At 37.8% G+C, this 15,992-nt stretch carries 18 protein-coding genes; 6 read left to right on the top strand and 12 right to left on the bottom strand.

All coding sequences use genetic code 11. The features are described 5' to 3' along the window. The first annotated feature begins 48 nt into the window (after nt 1-48). Entirely contained in the window at nt 49-1,104 is a 1,056-nt protein-coding gene (locus NMK29_RS19040) for an IS110 family transposase (protein ID WP_108803219.1), read from the top strand. A gap of 300 nt (nt 1,105-1,404) precedes the next feature. Here the strand turns inward: NMK29_RS19040 and NMK29_RS19035 are convergent, their stop codons facing one another. Next, nucleotides 1,405-1,785: a serine aminopeptidase domain-containing protein gene (locus NMK29_RS19035; RefSeq protein WP_108803218.1), complete on the bottom strand. Its 381-nt coding sequence runs from the start codon at nt 1,783-1,785 to the stop codon at nt 1,405-1,407. Nucleotides 1,786-2,557: 772 nt separating this feature from the next. On the opposite strand from NMK29_RS19035, the gene NMK29_RS19030 reads away from it, so the two are divergent. The 5 genes from NMK29_RS19030 (at nt 2,558) to NMK29_RS19010 (ending at nt 4,660) form a co-directional block, all read left to right on the top strand. Continuing rightward, nucleotides 2,558-2,902, top strand: a complete 345-nt coding sequence (locus NMK29_RS19030) for a single-stranded DNA-binding protein (RefSeq protein WP_108803217.1) — start codon at nt 2,558-2,560, stop codon at nt 2,900-2,902. 76 nt (nt 2,903-2,978) lie between these two features. Next, nucleotides 2,979-3,428, top strand: a complete 450-nt coding sequence (locus NMK29_RS19025; RefSeq protein ID WP_108803216.1) for a RadC family protein — start codon at nt 2,979-2,981, stop codon at nt 3,426-3,428. An 11-nt stretch (nt 3,429-3,439) separates the two neighbouring features. Further along, nucleotides 3,440-3,637 carry a hypothetical protein gene (locus NMK29_RS19020; RefSeq protein WP_108803215.1) on the top strand — a complete coding sequence of 66 codons (198 nt, stop codon included), beginning with the start codon at nt 3,440-3,442 and terminating at the stop codon, nt 3,635-3,637. Between the two features lie 430 nt (nt 3,638-4,067). Beyond that, nucleotides 4,068-4,469, top strand: coding sequence for a BfmA/BtgA family mobilization protein (locus tag NMK29_RS19015; protein WP_108803214.1), 402 nt, complete (start codon nt 4,068-4,070; stop codon nt 4,467-4,469). After that, on the top strand, nt 4,454-4,660 hold the full coding sequence (locus tag NMK29_RS19010; RefSeq protein ID WP_108803213.1) for a serine hydrolase: 207 nt from the start codon (nt 4,454-4,456) through the stop codon (nt 4,658-4,660). The genes NMK29_RS19015 and NMK29_RS19010 overlap by 16 nt, the downstream gene beginning before the upstream one ends. A 161-nt stretch (nt 4,661-4,821) precedes the next feature. Here NMK29_RS19010 and NMK29_RS19005 read toward each other — a convergent pair whose 3' ends face one another. The 11 genes from NMK29_RS19005 to NMK29_RS18960 all read right to left on the bottom strand — a co-directional run bounded on the left by NMK29_RS19005 (nt 4,822) and on the right by NMK29_RS18960 (nt 15,941). Continuing rightward, nucleotides 4,822-5,838 carry a bestrophin family protein gene (locus NMK29_RS19005; RefSeq protein ID WP_108803212.1) on the bottom strand — a complete coding sequence of 339 codons (1,017 nt, stop codon included), beginning with the start codon at nt 5,836-5,838 and terminating at the stop codon, nt 4,822-4,824. Nucleotides 5,839-5,904: 66 nt separating this feature from the next. Continuing rightward, nucleotides 5,905-6,621, bottom strand: a complete 717-nt coding sequence (locus tag NMK29_RS19000) for an SDR family oxidoreductase (protein ID WP_199915040.1) — start codon at nt 6,619-6,621, stop codon at nt 5,905-5,907. 35 nt (nt 6,622-6,656) lie between these two features. Beyond that, nucleotides 6,657-6,794, bottom strand: coding sequence for a 2Fe-2S iron-sulfur cluster-binding protein (locus tag NMK29_RS23900; RefSeq protein ID WP_369862929.1), 138 nt, complete (start codon nt 6,792-6,794; stop codon nt 6,657-6,659). 198 nt (nt 6,795-6,992) lie between these two features. Then, entirely contained in the window at nt 6,993-7,658 is a 666-nt protein-coding gene (locus tag NMK29_RS18995) for an SDR family NAD(P)-dependent oxidoreductase (protein WP_108803210.1), read from the bottom strand. Nucleotides 7,659-7,740: 82 nt separating this feature from the next. After that, a complete protein-coding gene (locus NMK29_RS18990) occupies nt 7,741-8,181 on the bottom strand; it encodes a nuclear transport factor 2 family protein (protein WP_159092197.1) in 441 nt (146 codons plus the stop codon). Nucleotides 8,182-8,305: 124 nt separating this feature from the next. Beyond that, nucleotides 8,306-9,547 carry an epoxide hydrolase family protein gene (locus tag NMK29_RS18985; protein ID WP_108803208.1) on the bottom strand — a complete coding sequence of 414 codons (1,242 nt, stop codon included), beginning with the start codon at nt 9,545-9,547 and terminating at the stop codon, nt 8,306-8,308. A gap of 35 nt (nt 9,548-9,582) precedes the next feature. Next, nucleotides 9,583-10,035 carry a TolC family protein gene (locus NMK29_RS18980; protein ID WP_254097263.1) on the bottom strand — a complete coding sequence of 151 codons (453 nt, stop codon included), beginning with the start codon at nt 10,033-10,035 and terminating at the stop codon, nt 9,583-9,585. Further along, on the bottom strand, nt 10,019-11,059 hold the full coding sequence (locus NMK29_RS18975) for an efflux transporter outer membrane subunit (protein WP_254097261.1): 1,041 nt from the start codon (nt 11,057-11,059) through the stop codon (nt 10,019-10,021). Before NMK29_RS18975 ends, NMK29_RS18980 begins: the two co-directional genes overlap by 17 nt. Before the next feature lie 2 nt (nt 11,060-11,061). After that, nucleotides 11,062-14,268 carry an efflux RND transporter permease subunit gene (locus NMK29_RS18970; RefSeq protein WP_108803206.1) on the bottom strand — a complete coding sequence of 1,069 codons (3,207 nt, stop codon included), beginning with the start codon at nt 14,266-14,268 and terminating at the stop codon, nt 11,062-11,064. A 6-nt stretch (nt 14,269-14,274) separates the two neighbouring features. Next, nucleotides 14,275-15,528: an efflux RND transporter periplasmic adaptor subunit gene (locus tag NMK29_RS18965; RefSeq protein WP_108803205.1), complete on the bottom strand. Its 1,254-nt coding sequence runs from the start codon at nt 15,526-15,528 to the stop codon at nt 14,275-14,277. Beyond that, nucleotides 15,489-15,941: a nuclear transport factor 2 family protein gene (locus NMK29_RS18960; RefSeq protein ID WP_108803204.1), complete on the bottom strand. Its 453-nt coding sequence runs from the start codon at nt 15,939-15,941 to the stop codon at nt 15,489-15,491. The genes NMK29_RS18965 and NMK29_RS18960 overlap by 40 nt, the downstream gene beginning before the upstream one ends. Nucleotides 15,942-15,992: the final 51 nt, after the last annotated feature.

The raw sequence follows: 15,992 nt of genomic DNA, 5'->3' as shown, positions 1-15,992 counted from the left end.
AAAAGCAGTAAGTCGAGTATCTTTATAATTCACAAAAATATAAAAGATATGAATACTCAAATTACCGCTCAACCAAAATTATACATTGGAATTGACATTCACAAACGTAGTTGGAAAATAGACTGCGCAACAGAATTATTTTCAGGAAAATCATTTACTATGCCACCAAAGCCAGAATTGTTGCGAGACTATGTTTTAAAACATTTTACAGACTATGAAGTAAGTACTGCTTATGAGGCAGGTTGTTGTGGCTATTATGCCCATCGGGCATTTAAAAGTTATGGATGGCGATCCTTGGTAGTAAACCCTGCAGATATTCATCGCAAAGGGAAAGAGAAATATACAAAAACAGATAAAATAGATGCACAGTTAATAAGTAGGGAACTAAAAGACGGACGCTTGGATAGTATAGTAGTTCCAGATATTGAGCGGGAACAATTACGTAGTTTGTTTCGAAGACGCAACGATTTAGTAAAGGACTATCGTCGCGTAAAAAGTTACATAAAGATGCAATTATTATATTTTGGTATTAGTATACCAGAAGAATTTGATAATGATCATTGGAGCCATAATTTTAGGTCTTGGTTAGATGGGATTGTTTTTGATTATCCAACAGCCCGCGAGAGCTTATCAAGTCGCATGCGAAGTTTTCGATTTATCGATAAGGAGCTACGCGAAGTTTCAACAAAAATGCGAGCCTATTGTCGTAAGCATTATAAGAATGATTATTATTTATTACGAAGTATCCCAGGTATAGGCGGTATCGTAGCATGTGGTATTTTGTGTGAGCTAGGAGATCTAAGACGCTTTAATAATATAAAGCATTTAGCAGGTTATGTAGGGTTAGCCCCTGGAATACATCAGAGTGGAGATAGTCAAAAAAGTACAGGAATCACTATGCGAGCCCATCGTTTAATGCGCAGTTATTTTATAGAAGCTTCATGGCAATCTATACGAACAGATCCAGTAATGCAGGCTTATTATCGTACCCATATAGGCAAAAATGTAAAGACGATTATCATCAAGGTCGCTCGTAAATTATTGAGTAGAACTTTAGGAGTAATAAAAACAGGAATTCCTTACGAAATAGGCGTTGTAGAATAATAATAATAAAGCTCACAACAAGTAGTTTAACCTGTATCACAAAACAATGTGGGTGACCTTTTTTTTAATAAAGGATCACATATTTTTAGCAAGTGGACAGGTTTATTATAACTTATAATCATACAGATGCTGGTGACGGCCATTTTGAGTTGATCACATATAGGATGCGGAGCAAGTTATTTAAAGGCATTGAAATATTGATAATCCTATCGGAATTATCAACATTTCAACACCACAGAATAATCAATATGAGATAATTAGAAAATAAATATTAACTTTGAAGAACTTGGCTAGTGCTTTTCATAGGAGCATTGTTGTGGAAGTCTCAGATAATCCTATCAATTGTCCACCTATACTATGACCCAACAATACCTTTTTGGACGCCGAGAAATTTTTTAATGTGTATTTAAGTACACTTTCTAAATCAATTCTTCCCCAATCGGCAGCATTGTTCTTAAGTTCTTTAATAGGTTTTTTAAGGGAGCGACCTATTCCATAATAATCAAAAGTGATGACGGTGATTCCATTGATTGCGATAAACTGAGCAAATTTCTTATAAAACTCTTGTTTTACTCCTGTAGCTGAAGCAATTATTAGAACCGTATCATTAGGATTAGTAGCTCCAAAGATACTGGCAGAAAGAGTTCCTGATTTAGTTTTTATCTCTATTTCTTCTATCATTTGTATTAAACAATTTCAAAATTTGTACACTATTACGTAGGTAATATAAGGATATTCTAAAGTTACGAACTCAATAACAACACTTAATTACTGTTTGTTATATAGGTTGAGATGACAGCTCATCTCCTTACATTATGTTGTACTCCACTTTAGGAGAAGAGCTTCACTACATAAGTCTTAGACACAATCCACAATTTTAACTTTCCATTCCGTTAACCCTTACCGCTACGCTGGTAAGGAACACTTCATTCCATAGCCAAAATCGTGAATTAAGTCCGCTTTTTTAATCGGAAAGCCATCGGTTTAATTTTCTTGACAGGATTTTCGGTTCGGTCTTCTTGAGCCCTCACTCGGAAATCCTTAAAAATCAAACCGCTGTCTTACACATTTTAAGGGGGTTATAATGGATAAAGCCTTTGTTGTTTTTCGGGTCATCGAAAAACAGGCACGACATAACCAATTCTAATTTAACCACAGCTACTTATTTCGCTTAACTGCCGGTACGCTCAAACGCAACTGCGTTTAAAAGAATTCCTAATGCCCTTATGGAACTTATCAAGACTATACGAGTTTTAGTGAAAAATAAGGTTTCTACTTCCTTGAAAATCCAAGGATTTTACTACGTCGCAAACACACCTGATTTTACCCTAAAAGTCTTGACAAAACCCACTCTATCCATTGTGCGATGCACGAAAGAAAAGAACAAACACCCCTTAAAATTTAATCTGTTTTAAATCAATAGGGGAAATATAAATCACTTAAATATTTTATTATGAGTACTATTAGAAATCACGTACAGTTAATTGGAAATGTTGGACAAGAACCAACCATTACGAATCTTGAAAGCGGAAAGAAAGTAGCCCGTTTTTCGTTAGCCACAAATGAGTATTACAAGGATAGCAAAGGCGAAAAGCAAACAGATACAAATTGGCATACGATTGTTGCCTGGGGCAAGACTGCCGAAATAGTAGAAAAGTATGTTGAAAAAGGTAAGGAAGTTGGGATTACGGGAAAGCTAAAAACCCGAACATATACGACTGATGATGGCAACCAGCGCTATGTTACAGAAGTTGTAGCCGATGAAATCCTTTTACTTGGCAGTAAAGGCGATAAGTAAACTAAAATTAAAGAGGGCGTAACCGTCTAAAGATGCGCCCTCTTTTTTCATTATTCACACTTTAATTATATGTACAATGAAAGCACAAGTTAACGAAATAAAAATAAGCTACAAAGGTGGGTTGAAATCCTCAATGTGGCAGAAAATTAGCAGTTCACAAGATGCAGCTGAATTACTTTATGAAGATTGGGATAAAGACACAATAGGCATACAAGAAACCTTTAAGGTTGTATTGTTAAATAATAGCAATAAGGTAAAAGGGGTGTATCAACTTTCACAAGGCGGAATTACGAGCACACCAATAGACCTTCGAATATTGTTTGCGGTTATTTTAAAATCTCTATCAGTAGCTATAATTTTAACGCACAACCACCCAAGCGGAAAATTGCAACCTAGTGATGCGGACAAGAGCTTGACGACCAAGATTAAAAATGCATCAAAATTATTCGATATTACAATTCTTGACCATTTGATATTTGCACCTGATGGCGATTACTACAGTTTTGCTGACAATGGAATTTTGTAAAATTAAAGGCTATGGTATATCTCAATTTTACAGACTTGAGCGAAGAGGCTCAAAACCGACTTTTAGAAAATTCTAAAAAAGATGTGGAACGAAAATTTGGCGAAGCTATTCGCAAATACGTAAAGGAAAACTACACTTGTTTTGATACTATGATTGAGGAAGAAGCACTTCGGAATCTATATTCCTATACATACGTTTTCAATATATGATTTTGTCAATTTTTAAATCGAACACCTCTGAGTTTTAGAGGTGTTTTTTGTTTGCACTTAATTTGAAGTCAAGAAAAAAACGTATCTTTATTTCGCTGAAATTCAGCACACAAATTAAAGTAAGGTTATCCAATTTTCGACTTTCGCCGATATCCTTGCAAATCGAAAAATAACATACTGGAAAATCATTTTCCTTAAAAATGGCAATCGGCTTTTTAGCCGGATTGTATGGATTTTTGTCCCGCGAGCGGGACGAAAAGGAATAGCAAGAGGGTAACACGCTTCGCGATGTTTCGGATTCCTTTTCGCTTTTAATTATCTGATAATCAGTTAATTGAATTTATTATAATTTCTTGACAATCAACGATTTGCGACAAACGGGCTGGAAACGCCCATTTTTAGGGAAGATTTTGCGACAAATCGGTGAAATATGGACTCATTTACTGGAATTAGATTTAAAAAGGAAACCGCAAAACGTTTCCAAACTTTCTCACGCACTTACTTCAAATCGCACACCGAAGCAATGTCCACGATGCTCGATTTTTTCTTCTACAATGAAATTTCGCCAAAGGAAAAATTAGGACCAACTGGACGTACCATTGAAGCTAAATTACTCAAAAGAATAAATGCGGTCATTGCCATAATGCGAGACGTGGAAAAGACACAAACCAAACCTACGGTGGCTATGATTCAATCGCTGTTTGAAACAGAAGAACCAACCAAAAAACCGCTGATTGTAGAAAAGAAATATGCAGAAGAAAAGAAGGAAGTCCGCTTTCGCGAAAAGCAAAATCCGAGTAACCAACACCTTATGGTTTGGGATGGTATATAGGAAAAGATGTGAATGGGAAAAAAATATGGTACCACGTTGGGCAAGGACCTTCTTCAGGTGCTATTTTAATAATATATCCAGATGAGGATATCATCATATCTCTTCTTTCAAATACACCTATTTTAGTTAATGCAGAGGATGGGCTACCAAGAGAAGTACAAAAGCTAGCAGAGTTAATTTATCACAATTAAAATGGGAAAACTAATTGGGTTTTGATTTTGATAATCTCATTTCAGATGTTGAAGATTCTAATCTGTGCAAATTAAAAAACATTGATAAAGGAATTAATATATCTTGATAGGTATTATTTTCTTAGAGGAAAAGAACCTGTATTTGGAATAAGTATGTTCCTTTAAAGAAGAATACCATTTACCGGCTCAATCTTTTTTGGTATATCAGTTTCTCCCAATAGCTCTCGTAAATCAATTTCGATAGTGCGACATATAGCAGTCATTGGCACATCATTAATGTAATTTTCGAAAGGGTCCTCGCTATTATCACCAATAACTTCAATAGTGTAAAAAACCCAAGAGATTAAAACAGAAATAGGAATGTTAATCCAAAGAATAGGGCCATTATTCATACTATCAATTGCTTGTACTAAACCGAATGGAAGCAGTATAATAAATATCCAAACAAAAACTGCACTAAAATATGCGTATTGCCTTGGAAATGGCGTGTTCTTTATACGTTCACATTGGCCTTGAAAATTATAAAATTGCTCTATGCTATGCATCATATCCATATGTCTAAAGTCATCTAGCCAACCTTTCTTTTCGGTAATCTCTCTTAAAACATCTCCTTGTTTTCTAAGTAAATGGGTTGCAGAGTTCGTTTTAGAAACTAAGTCCTCCAGTTCTTTGGAGTCTAAAAACTGACCAATTTCCTTAGCATAATCGGTATCATTCTTTAATTTGAAATTTGGAACATAAGTTATATTCTTTCTATCAAAGATTGTCGTGCTACGCAATTGCAAACGCAACACGTTTATCCATGCTATATGTCTATAAATTAGCTCTTTGTGCATCTTCATAAGTTCCTCATTTAAGGTTGGTTTTAAGGCATGTTTATCAGTGACATAGCTCTGCACTTGGTTGGCCCAAGTTCGACTATAGTTTACAATAGCTCCCCAAATTTTCCTGCCTTCCCAAAAACGGTCGTACGACTGACTATTCTTAAACCCTACATAAAAGGCAACCGCTATTCCTATTGTACTTATTGGCAAAAAGGGTATGCCAATATTGATACCTCTTGCTTTTAGATATAGAAATCCAACCGTTACCAATGACGACCAAATGGTGAATAAGAGTAAATTCCTCCAGGCAAACCTGAGAATTATACTCCATTTAATATTTCTTCTTATGTACATTTTATGTTTTCTAGATTATGCGAACTCATTTGTATTTTCAAAATTTTTCTCGTGTCTTCATCTTTTTTAAACTAATGTCAATCCTCCGTCGACATTTGTAATTCCGCCAGTCATATATGGATTAGTCAGAATTGAATAGTAAGCATAGGCCAGTTCTTTGGGTGTTCCTAAATGTTTGACGGGTAAAGTTTTAGCTGCCCAATCTCTATAGCTTTCCTTTTCTTCCTCAGTCCAGACTCCAGTTGCGACAACTCCAGGAGCAACAACATTTACTCTGGTCGGTGCAATTTCAAGTGCGAAAGCTTTTGCAAACACTGCCACAGCTGCGCTTGCTGCATTCATAATTGAAGCATTTTTTGAAGGTTTGAATATAGCTACACTTGATGTTAGCACCATTGCTCCATCTTCGGAAATGTAGTTTGCAGCTGCTCGCGAACAATTAAATGTGCCCCAAAACTTTTCCATTCCTCTTTGCGCCAATTCTGTAGGCATAGACTTAATAGGTGAGAAAAGTTTGGTTTCGTCCGCAACTGCTGTAACGGTCATATAATCAAATTGACCTATTTGCTTAAAAGTTTCATTCACTGAATGTTCGTCCAACATATCCATAGCATGAACAAAAGTTCTTCCACCTAATTCATTTTGCAAATTCAAAAGTTTCCTTTCAGTTCTGCTTATTAGATAAACTATTGCTTCTTTCTCCACACAAATTTTGGCAAGTTCTTTTCCAATTCCGGATGAAGCGCCTACGATTACTATTTTTTTGTCTTTAATTTCAATCATTAGTCACGGTTTTTATTAAATAAGAGATAAGGTGTTTATATAATTACGATTGTTTTAGCAGCTGCATGGATGGCCTTTTTCACAATGGTATAGGTTCCGCAACGGCATAAATTAGTAACAGAATCATTAATATCCTCGTCGGTCGGATTGGGATTCTTTTCTAATAATTTCAAAATTCACATTCCTTTCTTAAACTTATTTCTCTTTTGTTGGTTTATCACTTTCGAACATGTCGACTGTAATTGTCCAAGTATCATTTTTACGTTTCAGCACAAATACATATTTACCATTATCATGAAAATCGTCCCCACTCGCTTCGAAGACGCCTATGACAACAACTTGGGAGTAATCGTTAGAAGACTCTATTTCTTCTAATTCTCATGATAAAGCGTTTCTACTTCCCATTCTTCTGAATTTTTATGGAAAAGGTTCCAGTAAGCCTCCGCAATATTTTCTGCATCATAGAAGGTTCCTTCTTGCACATATCCCATAATGGTAAGGGTGCCAATCTGAATGTTTTTGGAATGCACCTCCTGGGAAAGTATCTTGACCAAGGTCAACAAAGCTGCTTTTCCAATACTTAAGGAAGCATAAGAACTATCAGGATAATGGGCGAAACCTCCTCCTGTAAATAAAATTTTACCCCCTCCATTGGTCTCCATGTTCTTTAATGCTATTTTGGCTACTCTGAGGGCACCCAGCACGTTCACATCAAAATCTTTTTGAAACGCTTCCATGTCGTATTCCAATGCATTGCCTGATGAGGCTTTAACTGCATTGTACAGTACCATTTTTGGTGCTCCGTGTTGAATAGTGGCCATGTTTATCTGGTGTTCCAGCATTTTATCGTTAGTGCTGTTCGCTTCATATACAGAATTTCTGATTCCAAGCGCAAACAATTCCTGGCTATAACCAACCAATTTGTCCGCAGACCGAGATATTAGTGAAATGGAGAAGCCTTCTTTTCCAAATTTTTTGGCGACCGACATGCTGATTCCAGGACCTACTCCTACGATAATGATATGTTTACTTTCCATGGTCTATATTTTGATTCTATTGAATAATTTGACGAAATGATTCTCTGCTTCCAATTTCAAAAATCACGTTGCTTTCTTGAACTTATTTCTCTTTTGTTGGTTTATCACTATTGAACATATCGACGGTGATTGTCCAAGTATTATTTTTACGTTTCAGTACAAACAAATATGTGCCAATGTCATAAAAATTATCTCCTTTCGTTTCGTAATTGCCTATGACAATAGCTTGAGAGTAATCGTCAGAAAACTCGATTTCTTCTATTGTGTGTTTCAACGAAATATCATTCGCAAGTACATACTTGTAAAGTGTTTCGATTCCTTCTGTACCAATACTTTTGGGCGCGTTCGGGGGAAGTAATATCAACCCCTTGTCATACCTGCTCAATAGTTCTTCAATATTCTTCTTTACAAATGCTTCATTGAAAATATTGTTCAGTTCACTAATCTCATTAGTTAGATGAGTTAACTCTGTTCTAGGCTTATCTTGCCCTGCCACTTGTAAGGACATAAGTACTAGAAACAAAAAAATAGATATATGTTGTTTATACTTTCTTTTATCAATCCCAATTCTGCGGATTACATCGTTTACTATTATTTTCATATCTAATCGCTGTTTTATTTTTGAAGAAGCGTAAATCGATTATTACTCAATCCTTAACTTGATTTTTTTTGAAAAAATCCAATACATCTTTTGCAAATAGTTCCGGTTCTTCAAAAGCTGCGAAGTGACCTCCACGGGGCATTACGGTCCAATGCACAATATTGTATTGGTTTTCTACCCATGTGCGCGGCGGCATTGCATTTTTAAGGTCTTTGGGAAAATTGGCAAATCCCGTAGGTACATCTACTTTGCGTCCTGGTGTAGGATGAAACATACCTCCGTTTTCGGTAAAGATGCCATTATACCACCATACAGAGCTATCTATAGTATCGGTCAGGGCATAAATCATCACAAAAGTGGCGAGGTCATTCATTGATATGGCTTTGGTTACATCTCCATTATGATGAGTCCATGTGTAGACCTTATCAAGAATCCAAGACGCAATTCCTACCGGATTATCATGAAGTGCAAAAGCCACTGTTGTTGGTTCCTGTAATTGCATAAAGAAATAATCAAATTGTGCCTTTTGGAAAGATTGTCCATTTTCAAACCAAGCTTGTTCTTCTGTCGTTCTGTCTTTCTCTGCCTTCCAATCCCAAGGAATAATATTCATATGCACTCCCAGAACATTGGAGGAATGACGGGCTGCAATTTGTGATGATATCAACGACCCTATATCGCCTCCTTGCGCTCCAAATTCTTGATAACCAAGTACTTTTGTCATTAATTTTTGCCAAATATCTGCAGTGGTCTTGGGGCCTATTACCTTGTTTTCCGCTAGTTCCGACCAACCAAATCCAGGTACCGAAGGTATGACCACGGTAAGAGCATCTTCGGGGTTTCCGCCAAATTTTGAGGGTTTGGTTAGAGGTTCAATAACACTTAAAAACTCAAATACCGACCCTGGCCATCCATGGGTAATAATAACAGGAGTGGGGTTTTTACCTTCTCCCTTCACATGATAGTAATGAACTTTATAGCCATCAATATCCACGCGATATTGGGGGAAAGCGTTAAGGGCGGCTTCCGTATCGCGCCAATCATAATCGTTCAACAGATAATTCCGAAACGTTTTCATGAAATTTGTACTAGTACCTAGTTCCCAACCACCAGAGGCCAGTTTGTCCGGGAATTTTGCATTTTTAAACTGAGTAAGCACTCGTTCCAATTTATCCTGTGCAATTTTTATTTTAAAAGGTTCTGGTTTGTCATATGTAGTATTTTGACCTTTTACTCCTACACATAATAACAGCAATATGCAGCTAAATAGAATTCTTGTTTTTTTCATTTTATTTTGTTTTTTGTGTTCAATTTGATTTCTTACTAATTATCAACCTTAATCTTCTGATTAGGCTTCAAACCTTCATATTTTTTGTCAATTTCATCAGGACTTATAATTTCCCAACCCCCGCCAAGCGCCTTATAGACCGCTATCAAATTGGTAGCCGATAAGGTCTGACTAATGGCTAGTTCATTTTCAGCCAATAACAGTATGCGTTCGGCATTTAAATAATCTAAAAAGTCGTCAAGGCCTGCCTCAAAACGTTGTTTAGCAAATTTTGCAGCTTGCTCACTGGCTAAAGCTGCTTCTAGTAACATAGCCTGACGTTCCAATTCCAGTGTATAGTTACTTAGAGCAGTTTTTATTTCTTCAAGTGCCAATAGAACCGTTTGTTCATATTGGTTTATCAGGCCTAATGTAAGCGCATCTTGTCTATTAATATTATTTTTGACGCGCCCTAGGTTAAATGCAGCCCAACTAATTGTTGGAGCCAAACTCCACGTAAAAGAGGGTTTTTTTTCCAAAATTGCTTAGGTCGATAGCAGAATACCCAATTGCTCCTCCAAAAGTAATTTTTGGATATAGCTCTGCTACACTGATATTGTACTGCGCTATTTGTTGTGCTAGTAGACTTTCTGCTTTAAAAACATCTGGACGCCTCTGTATAAGGTCCATTGCATTTCCTATAAGAACGGATTCAGGCAACGATGGAATAGGTTGCTGATTTTCAAGTAGGTCTCTAAGTGCTCCGGGAGTTTTCCCCACTAGAACACTAAGTCTGTTAATTGTGGCAGTTATTGAAGCATTTATCGGTGGAATGGTCGCTCTAGTCGATTCTAATTGAGCCTTGGCTCGAGATACGTCTAAACTATTACTGGTTCCAGCATCTGTTAATCGTGTTGTGAGTATAAAGGTTTCTTGCTGACTTGCGAGGTTCTTTTCGGCTATCTTTAATTGATTTTGTGCTCCTCGTAACTCTATATAATTACGGGCCACTTCGGCAAAAATCGAAAGGTATATAGATTGCATATCAGCAAGGGAAGCTTGTTCCTGTCCCTTAGCTCCTTGAATACGATTAGTTACTCTTCCGAAGATATCCAGTTCCCAAAAGGCATCAAAACTACCGTTGTATTGGTTGAATGTAGGATTCGTGCCTGATACAAAAACATTTTCTCCAAGCCTTTGTCTTATAAAACTCCCATTTGCATCTACAGTGGGAAATCGGTCGAATTTAGTGCTTTTTAAACCCGCTCTGGAAGCATAGAAATTGGCTACGGCAGTAGTGATATCTAGATTGTTTGTACGTGCCTTTGAAATTAGGCTATCCAATACGGGGTCTTTAAACTCCTCCCACCAGGTAATGATAGGTTGGGTATTTTGAAATGAAGTATTTTCATTATCTACCAGATAGTCTTCTTCTAATTCCAGTTTCATCTTTGGTGCTTCAAAATTTCTCTTTTGAATTCCACAGGAAACTAAAAGATGACAAGCAATTATTATGATTAGTAAATTCTTCATGTTTAGGTGTTTTTTTCAGATATTGCGGAGGATGGTGCGGGATAATCTTGAGAAACTTCCTTTTTTGTTTTGCTGAACTTAATCAGTCCTATTTTTCTTGAAACAACATAGAATACAGGCGTAAATAACAACCCAAAAAAGGTAACACCCAGCATCCCTATGAATACTGCCAGACCTAAGGAATTTCTCATTTCGGACCCTGCTCCCGATGCCAATAGTAATGGAACGACACCTAGTATAAACGCAAAAGAGGTCATTAAAATAGGCCTCAAACGGAGTGTAGCCGCTTTTTTGGCCGCCGCATATAATTCCATCCCTTCGTCCTCTTGTTGCTTTGCAAACTCCACAATCAAAATAGCGTTCTTACTTGCCAATCCAATAAGAACCACCATTCCAATTTGTGTCAAAATATCATTGGCAAATCCAAAAATATCCAAGCCTATTATGGCAGAGAATAGTCCCATTGGTACTATGAGGATGATTGAAAATGGTAGCAACCAACTCTCAAACTGTGCTGCCAGCAAGAGAAATATAAATAGCACGGCCAGACCAAAAGCAATGCCAGCTGTACCGGAAGATTTTTTTTGTTGCAATGCTAACTCGGTCCATTCATAATCAAAGCCTTGTGGAAGCACTTCGCTTGCCAATTGTTCCATTGCTTCCAATGCTTCTCCCGAACTAACACCAATTGCGGGAGCTCCATTAAGAGCTGCCGCATTATACAGATTATAACGTAATACCCTTGCCGGGCCTGCAACATCGGTAAAATTCACCACGGTTCCTAAGGGAATCATCTCTCCCGAGATATTCCGTACCCGAATTCGCTCAACATCGTCAGGGGTAAGTCTATATGGAGCGTCCGCTTGGGCAGTAACCCTAAATGTCTTTCCTAGGTAATTAAAATCATTGACATAGGCCGAACCGATAAAAATTTCCAAGGCTCTAAACACTTCTGTAACCGGCACACCTAATTTCTCTGCCTTTTCCCTATCTATATCCAAATATAGTTGTGGTGTATTGGCATTAAAAACGGTAAATACATTGCTTAACTTGGGGTGTTGATTTGCTGCTATCATCAGTTGAAAAGTAGCATCTGCCAAAGCTTTTGGCCCCATATTTTGTTTGTCCTGAACCATTAATTTAAAACCTCCTCCGTTTCCAATACCACTTACTGGTGGTGGCGTAATTGTAAAAATATTGGCATTGGGGTTGTTGCCAGTTTTCATTCTTACTTCGTTCAATAGTTCTTGATATTCAATACCCTTGTCATGTCTTTCTTCAAAAGGCTTTAGGGTGGAAAAAATAGCTGCAGAATTGGATGCTATTGTGAATGTGGCACCATCAAAACCAGAAAAAGCAATGGCCTTATCAATCCCTTCAATTTCCAACAGTCTATTTGAAGTTTCTTTTACCACTTCTTCAGTTCGGGATAGGGAAGCGCCAGGAGGTAGTTGTATTACGGTAATATAGTACCCTTGGTCTAAATCAGGTATAAAGCCAGTGGGAACTTTGTTAAACTCATATCCTGTTAGCCCCATCAGCCCTAAATACACCATCAATACTATTACGAAGCGGCGAATGAAACTGCCTACAGTATTGCCATACTTTTGAGATAAAGTATCCATTCCTCGATTAAAAGCCTTAGCAAAGGATGAAAATGGATTTTTATACCATGGTTGATGTTCGCTTAATTGAACCTCTTTATGAGGTTTTAATAATAATCGAGATAACGCAGGACTCAAAGTTAGTGAGACAAATACCGAGATTACCGTTGCTACAGAAATAGTGAGTCCAAATTGTTTGTAAAACTGTCCAGAAACACCTTCAAGAAACATGGTAGGTAGAAATACCGCTACTAGTACCAATCCAATGGCAACCAAGGCTCCACCAACCTCGTCCATGGTCTTTCTAGCTGCATCTCTTGGGGAAAGCCCTTCGGCTAAGCGCCTTTCCATATTTTCGACAACCACAATAGCATCATCGACTACAATACCTATGGCGAGTACCAGACCAAATAAAGACAAATTATTAAGTGAAAAACCAAACGCCTGCATAACCCCAAATGTTCCAATAAGTGATATGGGAATTGCCACTATGGGAATTACGGCCGCCCTCCAAGATTGCAGAAACAAAAGAATCACAAGGATTACTAATACGATAGCTTCAAAAATGGTGCGCCCTACCTCACTAAGTGATTCTTCAACAAATTCAGTGGGATTGTAGGCAATTTTATATGCTAATCCTGGTGGAAAATCTTTTGAGGCAACTTTCATCATCTCTACAATATTTTCAGCAGTTTCTAGGGCATTTGAACCTGGTCGTTGAGAGATGGGCATAGCTACAGCTTTGTCTCCATCAAGGAGTCCGCGAGTAACATAATTTTCTGCTCCTATTTCTACACGTCCAATATCTTTCAAACGGACGATACTGCCGTCTGCTCCGGTCTTTATAATAATGTTTTCAAATTCCTCAACATTCTGAAGTCTACCTTGGGTTTGGATACTTAGTTCAAAAGCATTTTGATTGGAGGTAGGGGATTGATTAAGAATACCACTAGCTATCTGTTCGTTTTGCCCTCGAAGTCGGCTCAGTATTTCTCCTGCAGTAATATCCAAGGCGGCGATACGGTCAGGATTTAACCAGATTCGCATAGAATAAGCACTTGCCCCAACAAGGCTTATGTCTCCAACTCCCTGTAAACGCGCTATTTTATCTCTTAGCTGAAGTACGGCATAGTTAGCAATATATGTCTGGTCAAAGGTTTCATCTGGCGAAAATAAATTGATTACCATGAGCAAGTCTGGAGATACTTTTTTTGTGGTAATTCCTAACTGCCTCACTTGTGATGGCAAACGTGCTTCGGCCTGAGCCACCCTATTTTGCACCAATACTTGTGCTTTGTCAATATCCGTCCCTAAATCAAAAGTAACGTTCAAACTCATAACCCCATCACTAGTGGATTGAGATGTCATGTAGAGCATTCCTTCCACACCGTTCACCTCTTGTTCGAGGGGAGTAGCGACTGTACTTGCAACCACTTCGGCATTGGCGCCAGGATATACCGCGTTTATACTGATAGTGGGCGGTGCGACATCGGGATACTGTGAAGAGGGAAGACCAAAATAGGCCAATCCACCTATCAAAATGATGAATATGGATAAAACGCTTGCCAAAATGGGGCGGTCTATAAATATGTGGCTAAATTTCATATCCTTTTAGTTTTCCGTTAGTTCCATTATCTCTTTTTGGAGTGTATCGCTTTCTGAGTAGTCAACCTTCATCCCTGGCCTCAACTTCTGTATATCTGAGATTACAATTTTGTCCTCAGGAGTGAGACCATCTCTAATGATTCGATATTTATTTTGATATAAATTACCAAGAGTAACCGGAGTCGCTTTTGTAAGAGAATCTGTCCCTACGGTATATAAAAATTTCACAGTTTGATTAGTACCTATTAGCACATCCGGCACCATTAAAACTTCATAAGAGGCTCTACCCTGCAAACGAGCTCGTCCAAACATACCGGGTTCAAGAAGATGATTTTTATTTTCAAAAATGGCTCTGGCTTCAATGGCGCCGGTGCCACGACTTATCTCGTTGTTTACAAAATCCATCGCTCCTTTGTGAGCAAATTCAGTTTCGTCTACAAGACGTACTTCTACCGGGTTTGCATTATCACGAGAGGAACCGCGTTGGCCGGTCCTTGCTAATCTGGAATATTTTAAAAAATCAGATTCACTACCTGTGAAATAAAAATGAATAGGGTCCGTAGCTACAATTGTTGTTAGTACTGTTGCCGATGAAGTGCCTCCGCTAATAAGGTTGCCCGCATTCACTAAATCTCTTCCAATACGCCCGGAGATAGGGGCTGTGACTTTGGAAAACTGTAAATTGAGTCTTGCATTATCAATAGCCGCCTGTGCTACTTGTAACCTTGCCAAATTTCCCGCAACGGCCTGCTCGCGACTGTCGTATTCCTCAAGAGATACTGCTCCAGATTCCTTTAATGATTTTACTCGTTTAAAGTTATCCTGCGCTTGTTTGTAATTTGCTTGTGCTTGTCCGTAAGCCGCTCTAGCTTCCTGTAAAGCTATCTGGTAAGGTCTGGGGTCAATGATGAAAAGCACGTCGCCTTTTTGAACCATTTGGCCATCTCTAAAATTCACCTTATCGATATAACCGCTAATTCGAGCGCGAACTTCAACCCGATTAGTAGCCTCAAAACGTCCTGTGAATTCATCCCATTCTGTAATTGTTTTTTTTATTGCAGGAGATACTTGTACACTAAGTATTAGAGTTTCCTGTACTTTATTACTATTCTCACAACTCATGAGTAACACAAGAAATAGCGTTAATGTGCTGGAAATAATGTTGTGTCGTGTTTTCATAATTTTAAGTGTTACTATTATTGTTTTTATGATTGACACATCTAAAAAGTGAATATTTTGGAAGGGTCGCCTGTCATCCATCTTGGGTTAATTTTTACAGCGTTGAACTTCCATCCGGTTTCAGTCTCTATAAATTTGTCTTCGTAATAGGCATTAACATCAAGTTTATGCTCATCGTCATTATTTTTAACAATGTGTCTTGCGAGCACATTCACTTCAGCTGTAGCAGATGTACCTTGAATATCGATTAGCATATTCGTTACAAAGTGCTCTGTTTGAAGCCTGTCGGTAGAAAAGGAATGCTTCATCATTGTTGTATAGTCTTGACTGGTCATTTCTGCCTTTGGAATTCCGAAATTGGAATAATCGATATCTAGCTTATCGTTTAGAAGTGATTGAAATAAATCCCAATCCTGATTGTCCAAAGCCTTAGCGAATTTGTAGCGTAGTTCTTGAATTTCGTATAAATCTGATAATTCTTTTAATGTTTTCATTTTACTATTCTAAAAATTAATATTTAATAATTTTGAATTGCTCGAAGACCT

Source organism: Aquimarina sp. Aq107 (genome assembly GCF_943733665.1).
Lineage (GTDB): Bacteria > Bacteroidota > Bacteroidia > Flavobacteriales > Flavobacteriaceae > Aquimarina.
This window is presented reverse-complemented; position numbering and strand designations above follow the sequence as displayed.

Excerpts from the sequence above, each read along its gene's own strand:
- NMK29_RS19040 (WP_108803219.1), top strand. The coding sequence starts at position 49 with ATGAATACTCAAATTACCGCTCAACCAAAATTATACATTGGAATTGAC.
- NMK29_RS19035 (WP_108803218.1), bottom strand. The coding sequence starts at position 1,785 with ATGATAGAAGAAATAGAGATAAAAACTAAATCAGGAACTCTTTCTGCC.
- NMK29_RS19030 (WP_108803217.1), top strand. The coding sequence starts at position 2,558 with ATGAGTACTATTAGAAATCACGTACAGTTAATTGGAAATGTTGGACAA.
- NMK29_RS19025 (WP_108803216.1), top strand. The coding sequence starts at position 2,979 with ATGAAAGCACAAGTTAACGAAATAAAAATAAGCTACAAAGGTGGGTTG.
- NMK29_RS19020 (WP_108803215.1), top strand. The coding sequence starts at position 3,440 with ATGGTATATCTCAATTTTACAGACTTGAGCGAAGAGGCTCAAAACCGA.
- NMK29_RS19015 (WP_108803214.1), top strand. The coding sequence starts at position 4,068 with ATGGACTCATTTACTGGAATTAGATTTAAAAAGGAAACCGCAAAACGT.
- NMK29_RS19005 (WP_108803212.1), bottom strand. The coding sequence starts at position 5,838 with ATGTACATAAGAAGAAATATTAAATGGAGTATAATTCTCAGGTTTGCC.
- NMK29_RS19000 (WP_199915040.1), bottom strand. The coding sequence starts at position 6,621 with ATGATTGAAATTAAAGACAAAAAAATAGTAATCGTAGGCGCTTCATCC.
- NMK29_RS18995 (WP_108803210.1), bottom strand. The coding sequence starts at position 7,658 with ATGGAAAGTAAACATATCATTATCGTAGGAGTAGGTCCTGGAATCAGC.
- NMK29_RS18985 (WP_108803208.1), bottom strand. The coding sequence starts at position 9,547 with ATGAAAAAAACAAGAATTCTATTTAGCTGCATATTGCTGTTATTATGT.
- NMK29_RS18975 (WP_254097261.1), bottom strand. The coding sequence starts at position 11,059 with ATGAAGAATTTACTAATCATAATAATTGCTTGTCATCTTTTAGTTTCC.
- NMK29_RS18970 (WP_108803206.1), bottom strand. The coding sequence starts at position 14,268 with ATGAAATTTAGCCACATATTTATAGACCGCCCCATTTTGGCAAGCGTT.
- NMK29_RS18965 (WP_108803205.1), bottom strand. The coding sequence starts at position 15,528 with ATGGATGACAGGCGACCCTTCCAAAATATTCACTTTTTAGATGTGTCA.
- NMK29_RS18960 (WP_108803204.1), bottom strand. The coding sequence starts at position 15,941 with ATGAAAACATTAAAAGAATTATCAGATTTATACGAAATTCAAGAACTA.